Below are 17173 nucleotides of genomic sequence, written 5' to 3' on the forward strand. Positions count from 1 at the left end.
TAACAGCCGGTCTGCCGCCAGAAATTAAATGGGGCATGCTCCTCTCGCGAGCATGCCCCAAGTGCCTGATTTAATGCCTCTCCCGGAGAATCAAGCCGGCGCAAAATAGCATGGCGAATCTCTTCCAACAACGCATCCCGGGCGATTTATATTCCAATTAATTTCAATTGAAATAAATTGGAATATCTTGCCAGATAAACAAACTCATTCAGGCGATTATTTCGGAAATTGAAAATAGTCATTGTTAGTTTTAAAAGCCGCCGAAAAATCGCATTGCACGGACAAACCCAGTTCTGCCCGGCTCGCTGCATCGCTGCGTTAACCAGCGCGCTGAGCCGCGTCACGGACGCGGTGCGCCAGTCATGCTCGGTGCGCCGCCGGGGCCCGCCGGGTCCGGATTGCCGAACGTGGGCAGGCTGCCGTCGGCGCGGGCGCGGGCGATCTCCGCGCGTACCTGCGCGCGGGTTTTTGGCCCGCTCCCGGATTTCAACAGCGTGCTGGCGGCGGGCGCGATCTGAGGTGGCGATGGCGCCGGTATCGCTTGCGGGGTTAGCTGGGCTTGTGGGGCTTGTGGGGTTAGTGGGCCTGGTGGCGCTGATGTCGGCTCTGTTGGCTCTGTTGGCTCTGTTGGCTGTATCAGCCGTATCGGCGCTGACACGGCAGGCGCGTTGATTACGTTGGAGAGTACCTTCGCCTCGGCCGGAACAGAGGATGACGAGTTCGCAGCAGCAGGTGCGCCAACGCCACTCGTTCTCCCGCTCGACAGGCTACCCGCGCCAACCGCGGCTACTGCGGTTTCGGGAGCATGCCGGGTCTTCGAGTCACTGGAGGACGCACGGTTCGAGTGTTCGCGCGTCGCTACGTAGCTTTCGTGCGAGTGGCCTGTTTTCCCTGAAGACGGCGCCGAAGATCGCGCCGATTTCGCCCCTTGTTGCGTTGGCTTCTTCCCATGCACAACGGCCAGCGCGTGCTGCGTCTGCTTCGCGCGCGCCTCGACTTCTCTTTGCAGCGCAAGAACCTGATCGTCGTCCCGATGTGCTGAACGCACCGCGTCCAGTTGCGCCCGCGCGGAAACAAGATCGTTGCGCTGCAGACTATTGCGCGCCGCCTGGAGGTCCCCGGCAATGGCCGCCGCTGAATCGCTGTGTGCAGCGACCGGCCCGGAACTCACTGAACCAGTTATCGTGTCGCCACGTGTGGTGCGAGATGCATTGTCACGCTCCAGGCCGAGTTCGTCCGTTGACAGCCAGCTTTTGTCCGCTTGCGAAATATAAGCCGCGATCGCAACCGCGCCGACAAACAGGCCCGTGAGAACGATCTTCCTGGGTTCGCTAACCATGACGTCTCCCTCTCGAATCGTGGACATGCGCGTTTGCCGTATCGCAAACGGGCCCGAATTCATCAGAGGGTTCGCAGCGAATCAATCGACGCCGCCGCAACGGCCGCGAGTTCGGGCCGGCGCAGTCACGCACGAATAAGAGTGCAAGCTGGATGCGTGCTATCTACTATTTATAGTCGCCAAACGTCGATTCGTCCGCTTGCGTAGGGCGTGTTGTCCGAAAAAGCCAGCTTACTGACCAGGCTTTCCTAGGACGATTGTTTGAACTGCGAAGCAATAAATGCGAGTTTGAATCCGGCGTTTGAATTCGGCGAATGCAGCGCAGAGCTACACAAGCGGACCTTCAGTCTGCTTGCCTCGCACGGCGACCGCAATCGAGCTGCCGACAATCAACGCAATGCCGAACAACGACATGCTGCCGATCGTCTCGCCCCACACGATGTAACCGAACAGTGCAGCCCACACGATGCTCGTGTAGTTATACGGCGCGAGCGCACCGGCGTCGGCCTGTCGAAATGCCATTGTCATCAGCAACTGCCCTGCCGTGGCGAACCCACCGAGCAAGGCCATCACTGCGAGTGCTTCGATCGAAGGCGTGCGCCACGCGAAATATAGCGATGCCCCGGTGACGATCGTGCCGATCACCGTGAAGTACAGCACCGTGGTGCCCGAATCGTCGGTGGCGCGAATCCGCTTGATCTGAATGATCGACAAAGCACCGAAAAACGCGCTCGAAATCAGCAGGACCGGACCGAGCCAACTCGAATGCGAACCGTCCGGACGCACCACGAACAGCACGCCGACAAAACCGATCGCGGCGGCAAGCGCATCGCGCGGCTTGAGCGTTTCCTTCAAAAGCAGCGGTGCAAGCACGATAACCAGCAAAGTCTCCGAGTAAACGATCGCCACCGCTTCGCTGAGCGGCACATAGGGCAGCCCTGCAAAGAACAGCCCTGACGCGCCGAGTAACGTCAGCGCGCGCAAGGTCTGTCCACGCACATCCATCTGCCTGAGACGCTCGATGAGCGGCTTGCCGCGCAGGCAAACCGCCACCGCAGGCAACAAGCCGAACAGCATCCGGAAGAACGTCACTTCATTGGCCGGATAGGCGAGCGCCACGGATTTCGCCAGAGCATCGACGAGGGCGAAGCAGAACATCGAAACGAGAATCAGCGCGACGCTGCGCAACGGCACGGCTCTATTCCGGACGGCGGTGATGGGCGGCATGGGTTTTCCTGGGAACGCGCGAAGCAGCGCGTCGCTTAGGTTTCGCCTCCGGTGAAAGGGAGGCGTAATCGGAAAACGGATTATGCCTGCTGCGCCCCGCGCGATCGACTGGAAAAACCTGAACAAACAGCGCGCGTCGATCAAGGTGGAGTATGTGCACGGCGCGGGTCCGGCCAGCATAGCCCGGCGGCGCAGGGCCCCGGGGCACTCAGAATCGTGCCGTCGGATTCGCTCGTGACGTCGAACTGAAGGAGGCTTAAGAAGGCTTAGTTAGTCGCTCGGCAGCGCGCAAGCTGCCGAGCGACTGGTGCAGTCGAATGCCAGCGGCTTGCGCAGCGCACCTCGGCGCATTCCTCGCGCATAGTTTGAACCGGCCTCCGTTTTGTGCGATGCTACCCGCGCCCCTGCAAACATGAAAAGAAAGAGGGCGTGAGGCAGACCAATCCTGTTGTCCATTCCTCAGGAGGAGACATGATTGTGTCATCGCAATTGCGCCGCATCGGCCTCGCCCGTCGTCTGACATTCGCCCCGCCGCTGGGCGCTGCCAGTTTAAGAAAAGCATCCGCCGTTTCCAGCTTCGTTTTCCTCACCAGTCTCATCGGCGTCTGTCATGCCGACACCCAGGTCGGCGGCACGCTTCCTCCCGCTCCCGACAAGCTATACGGCGATCTTTTCATAGCCGTGCAAACCGCGCAGATTTATCCGGACCAGAAGACTTTCGTCGACGCAACGCCGAACGCCGATCCTGCCGCGATCGTGCAACTGTACGAACAGCAGAAGAACAATCCCGGTTTTTCGCTGGCGAACTTCGTCAACCAGTACTTCACTCCGCCGAGCGAACCTGTCATCACACCCCCGGCGAATCAGACGCTGCGCGAGCACATCAACTGGCTATGGCCTGCCCTCACCCGCACCACGACGAGCGCGCCGGCAAACAGTTCGCTGATCCCGTTGCCGAAGCCGTACGTGGTGCCGGGGGGCCGTTTCCGCGAGGGCTACTACTGGGACACGTACTTCACGATGCTGGGTTTGCAGGAGTCGGGGCACGAAGATCTCGTCGACAACATGCTCGACAACTTCGCCTATGAGATCGATACGTTCGGCCACATCCCGAACGGCAATCGCACCTACTACCTCGACCGTTCCCAGCCGCCGTTCTTCTCGTACATGGTGGCGCTGGCGGCGAAAGTGGAAGGCCGCAGCGTCTATCAGAAGTATTTGCCGGCCCTGCGCAAGGAGTATGCGTACTGGATGCAGGGAGAGACCTCGACGCAACCGGGTCAGGCAACCCGCAACGTCGTCGTGATGCCGGATCGCACGGTGCTCAACCGCTACTGGGATGAACTCGATACGCCGCGTGACGAGTCCTATCTGGAGGACATTCAGACCGCCAGGCAGGCAACGGGCCGCAATCCGAACGAGGTCTACCGCGAGTTGCGGGCGACCGCCGAGAGCGGCTGGGATTTCAGCTCCCGCTGGTTCGGCGACAACATGACACTCGCGACGGTGCGCACCACATCGATCATCCCGGTCGATCTGAACAGCCTCATGTTCCACCTTGAAATCACCATCGCGAAAGGCTGCGGCGAGACGCGCGATTTCCGCTGTGTCGGCGAGTTCGCTGAGCGCGCCGCCAAACGGGCGCTCGGCATCAACAGGTACTTGTGGAACGCCAAGGGCTACTACGGCGATTACGACTGGACGCTTGCGAAGCCGCGCGACAACAAGACTGCGGCGATGGTGTTTCCGTTATGGGTCGGTGCGGCGTGGCCGGACCGCGCGCAAAAGACGGCTCAGCAGGTGCAGTCCGTCCTGCTGCAACCGGGCGGCCTTGCGACGACCACCTACAACACCACGCAGCAATGGGATGCACCGAATGGCTGGGCGCCATTGCACTGGGTCGCGATCGAAGGCCTGAAGCGCTATGGCCAGGATGCGCTTGCGCAGCAGATCGGCACGCGCTTTCTGGCTGACGTGAAAGGCGTTTACGCGTCGGAGAACAAGCTGGTCGAAAAGTACGTGGTGGAAGGTGCGGGCACCGGAGGGGGCGGCGGTGGCGAATATCCGCCGCAGGACGGCTTTGGATGGACCAACGGGGTGACGCTCAAGCTGCTCGATCTGTATAGCCCGGGTGACTGATCTGCACGGTGAAGCCATGCAAGGAGGCGCACACGTCGCCCATAGCGGCGTGTGCGCGGAAGCGCCGATTACGAAATCAGCCCTGCGGTTCGCTGCGTGACGAAGCCCAGGCTCACTCAGCGCTTCGCGTCTTCGTCCATCGTCGGGTAATCGATGTAGCCTTCCGCGCCGCCGCCATACATCGTGTTCTTATCCGGCTCGTTTAGCGGTGCGCCGACCCGGAGCCGCTCGACCAGATCCGGATTCGAAATAAAAGGTCGGCCGAACGCGATCAGATCTGCCCGTTTTGCCTTGAGCGTCTTCTGCGCGAGCTCCCTGTCATAGCCATTGTTTGCCATGAACAATCCGTCGAATGCCTGGCGCAACACCTGCAGATCGAAGCCGCCCTCGACGTCACGCGTGCCCCCCGTGTCGCCTTCGATGACATGCAGGTAGACGAGCTTGCGGGCATTGAGTTGCTTCACCACATAGGTGAAAAGGGGTTCGGGATCGCTGTCGGCGATATCGCCGAAGCTGCTGAGCGGAGAAATACGCACGCCGACGTGCTCACCACCCCAGACGTCCGTCACGGCATCGGCCACTTCCAGCAACAGGCGCGCGCGATTTTCAATCGAGCCACCATATTGATCGGTTCGTTGATTGGTCCTGTCGCGCAGAAACTGGTCGAGCAGGTAGCCGTTTGCCGCGTGGATTTCCACGCCATCGAAACCGGCGGCCTTCGCGTTTTGCGCGGCCAAACGATATTGCTCGACGATGCCCGCCATTTCCGAGGTTTCAAGTGCGCGCGGCGTGACGAGCGGCACGAAGCCGTCGTCGGTATAGGCCTGGCCTTCGGGTTTGATCGCCGACGGCGCTACGGGCAACGCATTACCCGGCTGCAGCGACGGATGAGAAATACGGCCCACGTGCCACAACTGCAGGTACATATGGCCGCCCTTCGCATGCACGGCATCGGTAATATGTTTCCACGCCTGCACCTGGGCATCGTCATAAATGCCAGGCGTGAACACATAGCCCTTGCCTTGCGGTGAAATCTGCGTCGCCTCGGCGATGATGAGACCGGCAGTTGCACGTTGCGCGTAATACTCGATGGCCAGTTCGCTCGGCACATCGGCCACCTTCGCGCGACTGCGCGTCAGCGGCGCCATCACGATGCGATTGGGCAACTGCAGCGGCCCGAGCGCGACCGGTTCGAACAGGTAACTATCGATGTGCGCGGATTCGGTCGACATGGCGGCTCCTTGAAAAAGATCCAATGCATCGAAAGGCGGCTAGCTGCCTGACTCGTAGCGCGCCATCGAGCGGCGTCATCGGCGCGCGTTGCAACACACGGTGGAGCGGTGTCGTCGGCTCCAGGCGCTCTGGCAGTATAGGCGGCTATCCGGAACGCCGAAGAGGTTTTCCGGTTTTACCGCACCCGCTTTTCGCGGGCCGCCATGCACGGCTAGACAACATAAATTTCAGGGTTGTCCACCAACGGCAGAAACTCTCCTGTGCGCCCATCGAGTGCGAGCATTGCGCCGCTTTCGATATTGAAAATCCAGCCATGCAGTCGCAGCGTTTTGTTCGCGAGGCCCACGGCCACTGACGGATGCGTGCGAATGTTCGCGAGTTGAGCCATCACGTTGTCTTTGACCAAGGCGTCGAGACGCTCGGCATCTGACGCATAAGTCCGCGACGCGTTGATCGCTTTCGCCGCGTCGGCGTGACGGAGCCAACCCGCCACGGCCGGCAGATGATCGAGGTTTTTGCACGTGCAGATCGCCGTCATCGCCCCGCAATTGGAGTGCCCGCAGATCACGATATCCCGCACACCCAGTACCGCCACCGCGTATTCGACGGTGGCCGACACGCCGCCTGGCTCCGGGCCGTAAGACGGCACGATGTTGCCCGCGTTGCGGATCACGAACAACGCGCCGGGCTCCACCTGGGTCAATAACTCGGGAACGACACGGCTGTCCGAGCAGGTCACGAACAGCGTGCGCGGACTTTGCGCAATCGACAAACGTTTGAACAATGCGCTTTGCTGCGGAAAGACTTCGCGTTGAAAGCGGATGAATCCTTCTATGATTTCCTGCACGACATTCTCCGGATAGTCAAAGCCTCAGCCTGCCGAGTCCGCGGCAAAGGTCCAAGGCGTGTCTGCGATCGGTTGGCGCGACTATACCGCAGCGCGAATCGTATGCCCGCAAACACCACCGCCGAAGACAAGTTCGACAACGCGTAGAGGCCACCGAGATTGTCACCGTGATTGCAGGCGAGGCGCGCTATTTGATTCGTTGCCACACGACTTTCGACGATCCATAGCCGAAGGCGCCAGGCGTGATGTATGTCAGCCGGTCACCGTCGAGCGTAAATGGGCGGCGCTGGACATCCGCGTCCCAGTTCGGAAACGTACTCTTTTGAATGTGAAAGACGATAATCCGCGCCGCCGGGTCCACGGTATACGTGCCGAAATGCGCGACGCTGCCGCGAGCGATCTTTGCGTTTTCTTCCGCCGTGCCTTGCTGCCTCTCCCCTGAAGCGAACTTCGGCAGGTCGGAGTTCAGCACGAGCAGCACGTAGCGCCCATCACTGCCGAAGACGAGTTGCCCTTGCGGATGCGGACCGAGCAATTCCACTTCGTTGCCGCTCCTCGCCACCGTCAACGAGACAAGCGACCACGACCCCACGAGGCTGTCCGCTGCTTGAGCAAAAGCGTTTCGCACTGGCGCGCACCATGCTGCGAGCGCGATCACGATGACGGCGAAGACTCGGTAAGTTGGTTTCATGACGCTCTCCACGCGTGCGAGGACATGAGGTCAGACGAATCCATCGCGCTCCGCTGGTGCTGCGGATTGGGTTCGGGTGCTTTGAAGCCTAGGTGGTTTGCGAATGAAAAGCTATTGGAGCAGGCCCGGCGCGCAGATGCCGGACCGCCCCCCTAAGTCAAGAATTGGGCCGCTCAGCCCTCAGTTGAAATCCGCGGTTTCGAGCTCCACGGATCGTCCCCCGTTTTTTTCGAGGACCCGCCGCGTAGCGTTTTCAATCCGCGCGCGATTGGCCTCGAAGGTACCGACCAGATCGTGGGCCGATGGTCCCGCGTTGCCGAAATGGTCGTTCAACGCGTCCAGCGACACGCTGCACCAGACGTCAGCCCCATCGACATTGGCTTCGAAGGCGACGCGCGCCGCTGCCACCACTTCACGGCGTCCGGTGAATTCGATCCTCATAATGACCCTCCATTTGGCGAAAGTAGCGGTGAACGCGCAAAGGCTGTACCAGGCTGCCGCTTTAAAGCCGAATCAAAGCGACTTGAGCCTGGCCATCGCTGCACGCGTTCAGAGCGCACATTCTCCGCAAGGTGCATACTCGACATCGGCCGCTTTTGTGCGGCCGCGCTTTTGCGTCGCGGCGTGTGTGCCACCTTTCACGCCGTCAGACGCTTCCAACATCCTAATACTACCCGCCCCATGTCCCGCAGCCCGCAATCGTCGCGTCCTTTAGTCATTGCCGCAGTCATGGCATCAATGGCGATGGTCGCCATCGAAGCCACCATCGTTTCCACCGCCATGCCGCAGATCGTCGCGCAACTCGGCGATCTGCATCTGTATAGCTGGGTTTTTTCATCGTTCCTGCTGACGCAAACCGCGATGACCGTGGTATTCGGCAAGCTCGCCGATCTCTATGGACGCAAGCCGGTCATGCTTGCCGGCATCGCCATCTTTCTGCTCGGCTCGGTGCTGGCCGGCTTCGCCTGGTCGATGCCCGCCATGATCGTATTCCGCCTGATTCAAGGCGTCGGCGCGGGCGCGATCCAGCCGGTCACGCTGACCATCGTCGCCGACCTCTATCCGGCGCGCGAACGCGGCAAGGTGCAAGGTTATCTCGCCAGCGTGTGGGCCATTTCAGCGGTGGTCGGGCCGATGGTGGGCGGCTTCATCATTCACAACCTGTCGTGGGCGTGGATCTTCTGGATGAACGTGCCGATCGGCCTTGCCTCGGCAGCCGGCTTCATCGCGTTCCTGCGCGAATCGGAACGGCATGCGCGTCCGTCGATCGACTTCGCGGGCGCGGCGCTGTTCATGGCGGCGATCGCCGCGCTGATGATGGCGCTGACTTACGCCGGCGACGACGACATCGCCAAGGCATCGCTCGCGGGCGGCGCGTTCATGCTGTGCCTGCTGTTGTTCGTGTTCCAGGAACGCCGCGCAACTGAGCCGATGATCTCGTTCGCGCTCTGGAGCCGCCGGCCGATTGCCGCGTGCAATGCAGCAACCGTGCTGTCCGGCATGATCCTGATGGGCTCCACCACCTTCCTGCCGATGTATGTTCAGGGCGTGCTGCACCGCTCTCCGGTGGTCGCCGGTCTTGCGCTCACGATGATGATGGTGGGCTGGCCGGCGGGCGCGACGCTCGCGGCGAAATCATTTCACCGTATCGGCTTGCGGCGCATTCTGATCGGCGGCAGCGCGTTCATCCCGATTGGCGCGGTGCTGCTGTTGTTCCTGCAGCCTGGCGGCTCGCCGCTCATCGCGGCGTTCGGCTCGCTCATCATGGGCTTCGGCATGGGCACGTCGAGCGTCAGTTCGCTGGTGCTGATCCAGGAGATCGTCAAGATGGATGAGCGCGGCAGCGCTACCGCATCGAATCTCTTTTCGCGCAATCTCGGCAGCACGCTGGGCGCAACGCTGTTCGGCGCGGTGCTCAACTTCGGGCTCAGCCACTCGAAGGACGTCGCCGTGGTCACGTCGGATCAGTTGAAGGCGCTGTTGCGGAATCAGGTGGCAAGTCTTGCCGACAGCGACATGATCCGCATGGTGTTGCATCAGTCGCTGCACCTGACCTTTATCTCGATCTTCGCGATTGCGATTTTTGTGGTCGTGCTGCTGGGCTTCGTGCCGGCGATCAACATCGGGCCGGCGAAGCAGGTGCCGCTTGAAGCGTTATCGCCACTTGAGGACTGAGCTTCGCTACGCGCCCGGCACCAGCGTGACGTTTGCCTTCGCCATGAAACTGCGGCGCGTCAACCACCGTCCCGGCAGAGCCTCACCATCCACGCATAAACCGCATCCACCGCCGCGGAGCGCGCCGGTTGGGCGGAGCGCATCAGCCAGAGCGGCGCGAGTGCGAAGCCTGGGACCTGCGGCAGGACCTCGACCCGCCCGCTCGTCAACGCGTCGCCGGCGGTGAGCCGGGACACCATCGCGATACCCGCTTCCCGCTCGGCTGCCGCCACGAGAATGCGGGGGTCGTCGACCGTCATCGCGCGCCGCGTGCGCAAACCGCCGCGCCTTAACTCAGGCAACCACGGCGCCCACTCCGGACGCTGCTCGAGCACCAGCAAAGGCGCCTGCGTCAACACCTCGGGAAAGGGCGCCGAACGCAGACGGCGCGCGGTCGTGGGCCCGCAGATAGCGACCGCCTCCTCGTCGAGCAACGGCTCGCAGATCACTTCGGGCGTGCGGATCTCCTTCGCGGAAACGATCAGGTCGACATCGACACGATCGATCTCGTTGACCTCGTCCCCGGTAACGAGCCAGATCTCGATGTTCGGCATGGCCTCCGAAAACGCCGGCATGCGCGGCATGATCCAGCCCATCGCGAACTGCGGCGCGCAATAGATGATCACCGAGTCAGGATTGCCATAGGGTTCGATGCGATCGCGCCCATCCGCGAGGGTCGTCATCGCCGACGTCACGGTCTGCGCAAACAGCACGCCGGCGGCCGTCAGCGCAACGCCGCGCCCGATCCGCCGGAACAGCGGCACCCCGGCCCATTCCTCGAGTTGCTGGATCTGATGACTGATTGCCGATTGGGTCAGCGCGAGTTCTTGCGCCGCGCGCGTGAAGCTGCCGAGACGCGCGGCGGCGTCGAAAGCGAGCAAGGCCTGCAGAGGGGGAAGTCTACGCATCGGGTCGCCACGGTCAGGGGAGATATTAGAAATATCGATACTTCCAGCAAGATTCTTCGCTTTTCGCCGGAATATTGCCTCGCAATCATAGCGCCAGTTGCCCTTCACACGCCGCATGCTGTTTCGTCAGACATGAGAAATATTTGTGTGACGGCGCTCACTGAAACTGACCGGATCGACGTGTATGACCCTGAACCTGAACGCTTTGCACCCCGCCTCGACCGCCCCTGCCGCGGGCACTGACGCGGCCGGCCAACCCCATGCGCCCACCTACGCCGGCGTGCTGTCCTTCATGCGCCGGCCCTATACGCGCGATCTCATCGGCGTCGACGTCGCCGTATCGGGCATTCCGCTCGACCTCGCGACCACCTTCCGCCCCGGCACGCGTTTCGGCCCGGCGGGCATGCGTGCCGCCTCGGTGCAACTGGCCGAACTGGGCGCGTTTCCGTGGGGCGTCGACCCGTTCGATCATCTGAACGTGGTCGACTACGGCGACTGCTGGTTCGACGCCCACAACCCGCTCGGCATTCGCGACGCGATCATCGCCCATGCCCGCGAGATTCTCGCCACGGGCACCCGCATGCTGACGCTCGGCGGCGACCACTACATCACCTACCCGCTGCTGGTCGCGCACGCTGAAAAATACGGCAAGCCGTTGAGCCTGATCCACTTCGACGCGCATTGCGACACGTGGCCGGACGACAACCCCGATTCGCTGAATCACGGCACGATGTTCTACAGGGCGATCCGTGAAGGGCTGATCGATCCCGCGCGCTCGGTGCAGATCGGCATTCGCACCTGGAACGACGACTTCATGGGCGTGCGCATTCTCGACGCGCCGTGGGTCCACTGCAACGGCACACAGGCGACCATCGACGAAGTGCTGTCGATCGTCGGCGATGCGCCCACCTACCTCACCTTCGACATCGACTGTCTCGATCCGGCCTTCGCACCCGGCACGGGCACGCCGGTGGCGGGCGGCCTGAGCTCGGCGCAGGCGCTGGAAATCGTTCGCGCGCTGGGCGCCGTGAATCTGGTCGGCGCGGACGTGGTGGAGGTGTCGCCACCCTACGACCACAGCGACGTCACCGCGCTCGCCGCGGCCCACCTTGCCGCCGATATGTTGTGCCTGATGCGCAATCAGAAGCTGCAACGCCATCAGCGTATGTAAGGCCGCGACCGCTCTGTTGAATCCTCTCTGGACGACCATCATGCCCCACACCTTCATGAAGCCGAGGCCGACCGCGCCGCTGCTGGCAGCGCTGTTGTTCTGCGCGTTCGGCACCGCCGCGCACGCCGACGAAAAGCAGCTCAATCTGTACAACTGGGCCGACTACATCGCGAAAGACACCGTGCCGAACTTCGAGAAAGAGTCCGGCATTCATGTGCAATACGATGTCTACGACGGCGACGAAACCTTGCAGGCGAAACTGCTGACGGGTTCTACGGGCTACGACGTTGTGGTGCCGACCTCGAACTTTCTCGCCCAGCAGATCCAGGCCGGCATCTACCAGAAACTCGACAAATCGAAACTGCCGAACCTGGTGAACCTCGACCACAGTCTGCTCAAGCTGGTCGCCGATGCGGACCCCGGCAACCAGTACGCGGTGCCGTGGGCGTGGGGCACCACGGGGCTCGGCTACAACGTCACGCGGGTCAAAAAGATTCTTGGCAACGATGCGCCGCTCGATAACTGGGACATCCTCTTCAAGCCCGAATATCTGAGCAAGCTGAAGAGTTGCGGCGTATCCATACTCGATGCGCCGACCGATGTGTTCGCGGTCACACTGCACTATCTCGGGCGCGATCCGAACAGCGTGAATCCGGCCGACTACCAGGCCGCGTACGACGCGCTAAAGAAGATCCGCCCGTACATCACGCAGTTCAACGCGACGAGTTATATCAACGATCTTGCGGGCGATGACATCTGTTTCGCGTTGAGCTGGTCGGGTGACGTGTCGATGGCGAGCCATCGCGCGCGCGATGCCAACAAGAGTTACGAGGTCAAATACTTCATCCCTCAAGGCGGCGCGCCGATCTGGTTCGACATGATGGCGATCCCGAAAGATGCGCCGCATCCGGAGGCGGCGCTCGACTGGATCAACTACATCGAGCGCCCCGAGGTTCATGCCGGGATCACCAATGCGGTGTTCTATCCGAATGCGGACGCCGCCGCGCGCAAATTCGTGCGGCCGGAAATTCTCAACGATCCGACCGTGTACCCGCCTGAGTCCGTGTTGAAAACGCTGTTTCTGCTCAAGCCCTTGCCCGCTCAGATCAAACGTCTGGAGGGCAGGTTGTGGGCGCAGTTGAAAACAGGGGGATAACGAATCGGCGGTGTACGGATCAGCCGCCTTTCGCGTACAACGTCGACTCCGCGAATCCTTCAGCCGCCAGCACCTGTCCCACCAGGATCAGCGCAGTCCGCTCTATGTTGGTGGACTGCACTTTGCCGACGATATCGTCGAGCGTGCCGGTGATCTTTTCTTCATCCGGCCAGCTCGCACGATAGATCACCGCGATCGGACACGCGCCGCCGTAATGCGGCCGTAGTTCATCGACGATGCGGGCAAGATGGCGCACGCCGAGGTGAATCGCCATCGTCGCGCGATGTCTCGCGAGGTCGGCGAGTTGTTCGCCGTCCGGCATCGTCGTTTTGCTTGCAAAGCGCGTGAGGATCAGCGTCTGCGAAATATTGGGCAAGGTGAGTTCGCAGCCGAGGGTCGCCGCGCATGCCGCGGTTGCCGTCACGCCCGGTACGATCTCGTAGCGAATGTCGAGTTCGCGAAGTCTGCGGATCTGCTCGCCGATCGCGCCATACAAGGACGGGTCGCCGGAATGCACGCGTGCCACGTCCTGGCCTTTGTCGTGTGCGGCCTTGAGTAAGGCGACGATCTGATCGAGGTCGAGCTCGGCGGTATTGACGACTTGCTCCGCGCTATGCCCCTCTAACACAGCGGCCGGCACCAGGGAGCCGGCGTACAGGATCACCGGGCAGCCACGCACGAGGCGCTGCCCTTTCACCGTGATCAGTTCCGGGTCGCCGGGACCCGCGCCGATAAAAAACACCGTCATTCACTACTCCATGATTCGTTTGGCCGGCATGACATGCATGCGCCATTTAACCTATGACTTGCAATGCTTCCAGCAAGTCGGCCACGCTTGCAAAATCGCGATCGACTGCGGGCAATGCAGGGCGCCGCAGCATGACGACCGGCAAGCCGCGTTCGCGCGCGACTTCGAGTTTCGCTTCCGTGGCGCTGCCACCGCTGTTTTTGCTGACGACGACATCGAATGCTTCCGCGCTGAACAGCGCTCGCTCCCCTTCGAGCGTAAACGGCCCGCGTGTCGCCAGAATCCGCGCACGTGGATTGGCTTCGTGTGCGTCGAGGCAGCGTATTGTCCAGAACTGCTGCGGCGGGATTTCGTCGAGATGCGCGAGCGGTTCGCGTCCGAGCGTGAACAGTGGTCGCTTGAATGAAGAAAGCGCGGCCGTAAGTTCGGTCCAATCGTCGACCATGCGCCAGTCGTCGCCAGCTTGCGGCTGCCAGCCCTCGCGGCGCAGCGCCCAGCACGGTACCTGCGCGGCGCCGCTCGCTTTCGCGGCATTGGCGCTGATCTGCCCGGCGTACGGATGTGTCGCGTCGATCACGAGGCTAATGCGTCTGTCCTCGATATAACGCGCCAACCCTTCGCTGCCACCGAAGCCGCCCACGCGCACCTCGCATGACAGATCGTCCGGCACCTTGCCAAGGCCCGCGAGACTGTACACATGCTTAGGGCCGAGCTGTCTGGCGATCCGCAAAGCGTCGCCGGTGCCGCCGAGCAGCAGGACCCGCATTATTGCGCGGCTCCGATCAGATTGCCCTGGCGATCGATCGCAAACATTTCGACCGCGACCTGCGGCGGCACGATAGCGCGCGCGACGGCCAGCGCGTGACGGCAGACGATATCGCCGAGTGGTACCTGCCGCGCGTGAGCCAACGCGACCGCCTGCTGACTCGTATTGGCGGCGAGGATCGCCGCCTGCAACGCGTCGTCGGCGCCATACTCCGCAGCCCAGGTCGCAAGCCGTTCCAGATCGATGCTCGAATTGCGGCTATGCAGATCGAGATGCCCGGCCGCCAGTTTGCTGACTTTGCCGAAGCCGCCGCACACGCTCAAGCGCTCGACCGGCGCACGCTTCATATGCTTGAGCACCGCGCCGACGAAGTCGCCCATTTCGATCAGCGCGATGTCCGGCAGACCGTAATGCGCGCGCATCGCGTCTTCGCTTGCGTTGCCGGTGCAGGCCGCGAGATGCAGGTAACCGTTCGCCCGCGCGACGTCGATGCCCTGATGAATCGATGCGATATAGGCCGAGCACGAGAACGGCCGGACGATGCCGGTAGTGCCGAGAATCGACAAGCCGCCGAGAATGCCGAGGCGCGGGTTCATCGTTTTCAGTGCAAGTGCTTCGCCGCCTTCGACGCCGATCGTCACTTCGAAGCCGCCGCCGTACCCATGTTCCGCCGCGAGCTCGGTCAGATGCTCGGTCATCATCTTGCGCGGGACCGGATTGATCGCTGGTTCGCCGACGGGCAGCGTGAGGCCGGCGCGCGTCACGGTGCCAACGCCTGGCCCTGCGCGGAAGATCACACCCGGTTCGGCAAGCAGTCGCACGCGGGCGAATACGATCGCGCCGTGTGTCACGTCGGGGTCGTCGCCAGCGTCTTTCACCGTGCCCGCTTCCGCGCCGTCGGCGGTCAGGCGGCAGAACACCAGCGGCATCGGCACATGCTGGCCCTTCGGCAACACGATCTCCGCGACCTCGCTGACGATACCCGCGAGCAACAGACGCGCGGCCGCGAGCGACGTCGCGGTGGCGCAACTGCCGGTCGTGTAGCCGCTACGCAGCGGCGCGGGTTGTTCGGGCGTCTCTTCGCGCATTACGGGTGGGGTGGTGAGTCTGCGGGGGTGGCTGAGGTGCCGGATGTGCAAATGGCGGCATTGATGCCACTAGCGGCGTTCGTGCTGCTCGTATTGCTCGTGCTGTTCGCGCCGCTCGCACGGAACGTGCCGTCGGCGCCGTCAGCCAGCTTCGTGACCTCCAGCAGCGTGATCGGCAGCGCCTGGCGCCACGTATCGAAGCCGCCAAGCGGCTGTGCGTCGGCCAGCGCAATGCGGGTCAACGTGCCACCGTGTTGCTCACGCCACGCTGCCAGCGCGGCCTCGCCTTGCAAGGTCACGGCATTGGCAACCAGACGTCCGCCGTCGCGCAGACGCGCCCAGCACGCGTCGAGCACGCCCGGCACCGTCACGCCACCGCCGATGAACACGGCATCCGGCACAGCCAATCCTTCCAGCGCATCAGGCGCGCGGCCAGCCACCAGTTGCAGACCCGGCACGCCCAACGCATCGCGATTGTGCTCGATGAACCGCTGCCGCTCCGCGTGCCCTTCGATCGCAATCGCGCGGCAGGTCGGGTGCGCGCGCATCCATTCGATGCCGATCGAGCCGCTGCCCGCGCCCACGTCCCATAGCAATTCGCCGGGCGTCGGCGCGAGGCGTGCCAGCGTGATCGCGCGGACGTCGCGCTTGGTCAACTGACCGTCGTGGCGAAAGGCGTCGTCGGGCAAGCCGACGGTCAGCGGCAAACGCGGGGCGCCTTCCGTTGCACGGCATTCAAGCGCGATCAGGTTCAACGCTGCCACTTCGCCCGCAGACCACTGGTCCGCACGGCCATCGATACACCGCTCCAGATCGCCGCCCAAATGTTCCAGCACGGTCATCCGGGTCGCGCCGAAACCGCGCGCATTCAGCAGTTCGGCCAGCGCGGCGGGCGTGCGCCCATCGGCACTCAGCACGAAGACGCGCGCGCCGTCGTGCAGATGAGCATTCAGCGTCGGCAATGGCCTTCCCACCAGCGAAACCGTGGCGACGTCCTGCAACGGCCAGCCAAGCCGCGCGGCCGCCAGCGACAACGACGACGGCGCCGGCAATACCCGCAACTCGCCTGCCGGCAACTGCCGCGCGAGGGTCGCGCCGACGCCGAACAGCATCGGATCCCCACTCGCCAGCACACACACCGACCCCGTACGCTCGGCCAGCAAAGGCGCGAGATCGAACGGCCTGGGCCATGCCTCACGGCGCGCGGCGAGGCGTGCGGGCAGCATCGCCAGATGACGTTCGCCGCCATAAACCACCGACGCTTCCAGCAAAGCACGCCGCGCGGGCCTCCCCAAGCCGGCGAAGCCGTCATCGCCTATGCCCACCACGGTCAGCCACGCCGGCATGCATCCATCCTCATTCTGTATCTTCAAATAATGCGCTGTGCCACGCCGATCAAAGCGTCCAGCCTCGTTGTGCTGTTCGAAAAAAGGCATAATACAGCCGCCGGTGCCCTTCGGGGCCGAAGAGGGAACACAGTGTTGCTGTGGCTGCCCCCGCAACTGTATGCAGCGAGTCCGCCTGCGCTCCGCGCCACTGGTTCGACCGGGAAGGCCGCGGCGGACCATGACCTGCCAGCCAGGAGACCTGCCGGCCAGACTGTTCGTGCCAGCCTACATCGGGCGGGGTGTACCGATGCCGCAGCA

15 protein-coding genes and 1 riboswitch are annotated in these 17173 nt (G+C 62.7%); of the genes, 4 read left to right on the forward strand and 11 right to left on the reverse strand.

The features are described 5' to 3' along the window. Positions 1-340: 340 nt before the first annotated feature. On the reverse strand, positions 341-1339 hold the full coding sequence (locus FSO04_RS15295; protein WP_154560482.1) for a DUF4148 domain-containing protein: 999 nt from the start codon (positions 1337-1339) through the stop codon (positions 341-343). A 327-nt stretch (positions 1340-1666) separates the two neighbouring features. Further along, positions 1667-2566, reverse strand: coding sequence for a DMT family transporter (locus FSO04_RS15300; RefSeq protein WP_154560483.1), 900 nt, complete (start codon positions 2564-2566; stop codon positions 1667-1669). 471 nt (positions 2567-3037) lie between these two features. Here FSO04_RS15300 and treA point away from each other — a divergent pair, with 471 nt between their 5' ends. Beyond that, complete coding sequence (treA, locus tag FSO04_RS15305) at positions 3038-4705, forward strand: alpha,alpha-trehalase TreA (RefSeq protein WP_154560484.1); 1668 nt, start codon at positions 3038-3040, stop codon at positions 4703-4705. Between the two features lie 116 nt (positions 4706-4821). On the opposite strand, the gene FSO04_RS15310 is transcribed toward treA, so the two are convergent. From FSO04_RS15310 to FSO04_RS15325, 4 genes are all read right to left on the reverse strand, one after another. Then, a complete protein-coding gene (locus FSO04_RS15310) occupies positions 4822-5937 on the reverse strand; it encodes an alkene reductase (RefSeq protein ID WP_154560485.1) in 1116 nt (371 codons plus the stop codon). 212 nt (positions 5938-6149) lie between these two features. After that, positions 6150-6785, reverse strand: coding sequence for a carbonic anhydrase (locus tag FSO04_RS15315; RefSeq protein WP_168435693.1), 636 nt, complete (start codon positions 6783-6785; stop codon positions 6150-6152). 187 nt (positions 6786-6972) lie between these two features. Further along, positions 6973-7476, reverse strand: a complete 504-nt coding sequence (locus FSO04_RS15320) for a lipocalin-like domain-containing protein (protein ID WP_154560486.1) — start codon at positions 7474-7476, stop codon at positions 6973-6975. A 180-nt stretch (positions 7477-7656) separates the two neighbouring features. Beyond that, a complete protein-coding gene (locus FSO04_RS15325) occupies positions 7657-7917 on the reverse strand; it encodes a DUF1488 family protein (protein ID WP_154560487.1) in 261 nt (86 codons plus the stop codon). A gap of 240 nt (positions 7918-8157) precedes the next feature. Between FSO04_RS15325 and FSO04_RS15330 the strand changes: the two genes are divergently transcribed. Beyond that, a complete protein-coding gene (locus FSO04_RS15330) occupies positions 8158-9651 on the forward strand; it encodes an MDR family MFS transporter (RefSeq protein WP_154560488.1) in 1494 nt (497 codons plus the stop codon). 59 nt (positions 9652-9710) lie between these two features. Here FSO04_RS15330 and FSO04_RS15335 read toward each other — a convergent pair whose 3' ends face one another. Next, positions 9711-10598, reverse strand: a complete 888-nt coding sequence (locus FSO04_RS15335) for a LysR substrate-binding domain-containing protein (RefSeq protein WP_166618187.1) — start codon at positions 10596-10598, stop codon at positions 9711-9713. Positions 10599-10782: 184 nt separating this feature from the next. On the opposite strand from FSO04_RS15335, the gene speB reads away from it, so the two are divergent. Continuing rightward, the gene (gene speB / locus FSO04_RS15340) at positions 10783-11769 is read left to right on the forward strand and encodes an agmatinase (RefSeq protein ID WP_233464865.1); all 987 of its coding nucleotides are present in this window, start codon (positions 10783-10785) and stop codon (positions 11767-11769) included. 40 nt (positions 11770-11809) lie between these two features. Beyond that, positions 11810-12925, forward strand: coding sequence for a polyamine ABC transporter substrate-binding protein (locus tag FSO04_RS15345; protein WP_414693429.1), 1116 nt, complete (start codon positions 11810-11812; stop codon positions 12923-12925). Between the two features lie 19 nt (positions 12926-12944). On the opposite strand, the gene cobM is transcribed toward FSO04_RS15345, so the two are convergent. The 4 genes from cobM to cbiE are packed head-to-tail and all read right to left on the reverse strand — an operon-like array spanning position 12945 to position 16873. Further along, the gene (gene cobM, locus FSO04_RS15350; RefSeq protein ID WP_154560490.1) at positions 12945-13673 is read right to left on the reverse strand and encodes a precorrin-4 C(11)-methyltransferase; all 729 of its coding nucleotides are present in this window, start codon (positions 13671-13673) and stop codon (positions 12945-12947) included. 46 nt (positions 13674-13719) lie between these two features. Continuing rightward, a complete protein-coding gene (locus tag FSO04_RS15355) occupies positions 13720-14442 on the reverse strand; it encodes a cobalt-precorrin-6A reductase (RefSeq protein WP_174825288.1) in 723 nt (240 codons plus the stop codon). Continuing rightward, positions 14439-15527: a cobalt-precorrin-5B (C(1))-methyltransferase gene (locus FSO04_RS15360; protein WP_154560492.1), complete on the reverse strand. Its 1089-nt coding sequence runs from the start codon at positions 15525-15527 to the stop codon at positions 14439-14441. Before FSO04_RS15360 ends, FSO04_RS15355 begins: the two co-directional genes overlap by 4 nt. Further along, on the reverse strand, positions 15527-16873 hold the full coding sequence (gene cbiE, locus FSO04_RS15365) for a precorrin-6y C5,15-methyltransferase (decarboxylating) subunit CbiE (RefSeq protein ID WP_154560493.1): 1347 nt from the start codon (positions 16871-16873) through the stop codon (positions 15527-15529). Before cbiE ends, FSO04_RS15360 begins: the two co-directional genes overlap by 1 nt. Before the next feature lie 84 nt (positions 16874-16957). Next, a riboswitch (cobalamin riboswitch) is annotated at positions 16958-17136 on the forward strand. The last annotated feature ends 37 nt before the right edge of the window (positions 17137-17173 follow it).

The sequence above is a fragment of the Paraburkholderia madseniana genome (assembly GCF_009690905.1).
GTDB classification, from domain to species: Bacteria; Pseudomonadota; Gammaproteobacteria; order Burkholderiales; family Burkholderiaceae; genus Paraburkholderia; species Paraburkholderia madseniana.

What these genes read in the sequence shown, in the direction of transcription:
- FSO04_RS15295 (WP_154560482.1), bottom strand. Translation starts at nt 1,339, where the DNA reads ATGGTTAGCGAACCCAGGAAGATCGTTCTCACGGGCCTGTTTGTCGGC.
- FSO04_RS15300 (WP_154560483.1), bottom strand. Translation starts at nt 2,566, where the DNA reads ATGCCGCCCATCACCGCCGTCCGGAATAGAGCCGTGCCGTTGCGCAGC.
- treA (WP_154560484.1), top strand. Translation starts at nt 3,038, where the DNA reads ATGATTGTGTCATCGCAATTGCGCCGCATCGGCCTCGCCCGTCGTCTG.
- FSO04_RS15310 (WP_154560485.1), bottom strand. Translation starts at nt 5,937, where the DNA reads ATGTCGACCGAATCCGCGCACATCGATAGTTACCTGTTCGAACCGGTC.
- FSO04_RS15320 (WP_154560486.1), bottom strand. Translation starts at nt 7,476, where the DNA reads ATGAAACCAACTTACCGAGTCTTCGCCGTCATCGTGATCGCGCTCGCA.
- FSO04_RS15325 (WP_154560487.1), bottom strand. Translation starts at nt 7,917, where the DNA reads ATGAGGATCGAATTCACCGGACGCCGTGAAGTGGTGGCAGCGGCGCGC.
- FSO04_RS15330 (WP_154560488.1), top strand. Translation starts at nt 8,158, where the DNA reads ATGTCCCGCAGCCCGCAATCGTCGCGTCCTTTAGTCATTGCCGCAGTC.
- FSO04_RS15335 (WP_166618187.1), bottom strand. Translation starts at nt 10,598, where the DNA reads ATGCGTAGACTTCCCCCTCTGCAGGCCTTGCTCGCTTTCGACGCCGCC.
- speB (WP_233464865.1), top strand. Translation starts at nt 10,783, where the DNA reads ATGACCCTGAACCTGAACGCTTTGCACCCCGCCTCGACCGCCCCTGCC.
- FSO04_RS15345 (WP_414693429.1), top strand. Translation starts at nt 11,810, where the DNA reads ATGCCCCACACCTTCATGAAGCCGAGGCCGACCGCGCCGCTGCTGGCA.
- cobM (WP_154560490.1), bottom strand. Translation starts at nt 13,673, where the DNA reads ATGACGGTGTTTTTTATCGGCGCGGGTCCCGGCGACCCGGAACTGATC.
- FSO04_RS15360 (WP_154560492.1), bottom strand. Translation starts at nt 15,527, where the DNA reads ATGCGCGAAGAGACGCCCGAACAACCCGCGCCGCTGCGTAGCGGCTAC.
- cbiE (WP_154560493.1), bottom strand. Translation starts at nt 16,873, where the DNA reads ATGCCGGCGTGGCTGACCGTGGTGGGCATAGGCGATGACGGCTTCGCC.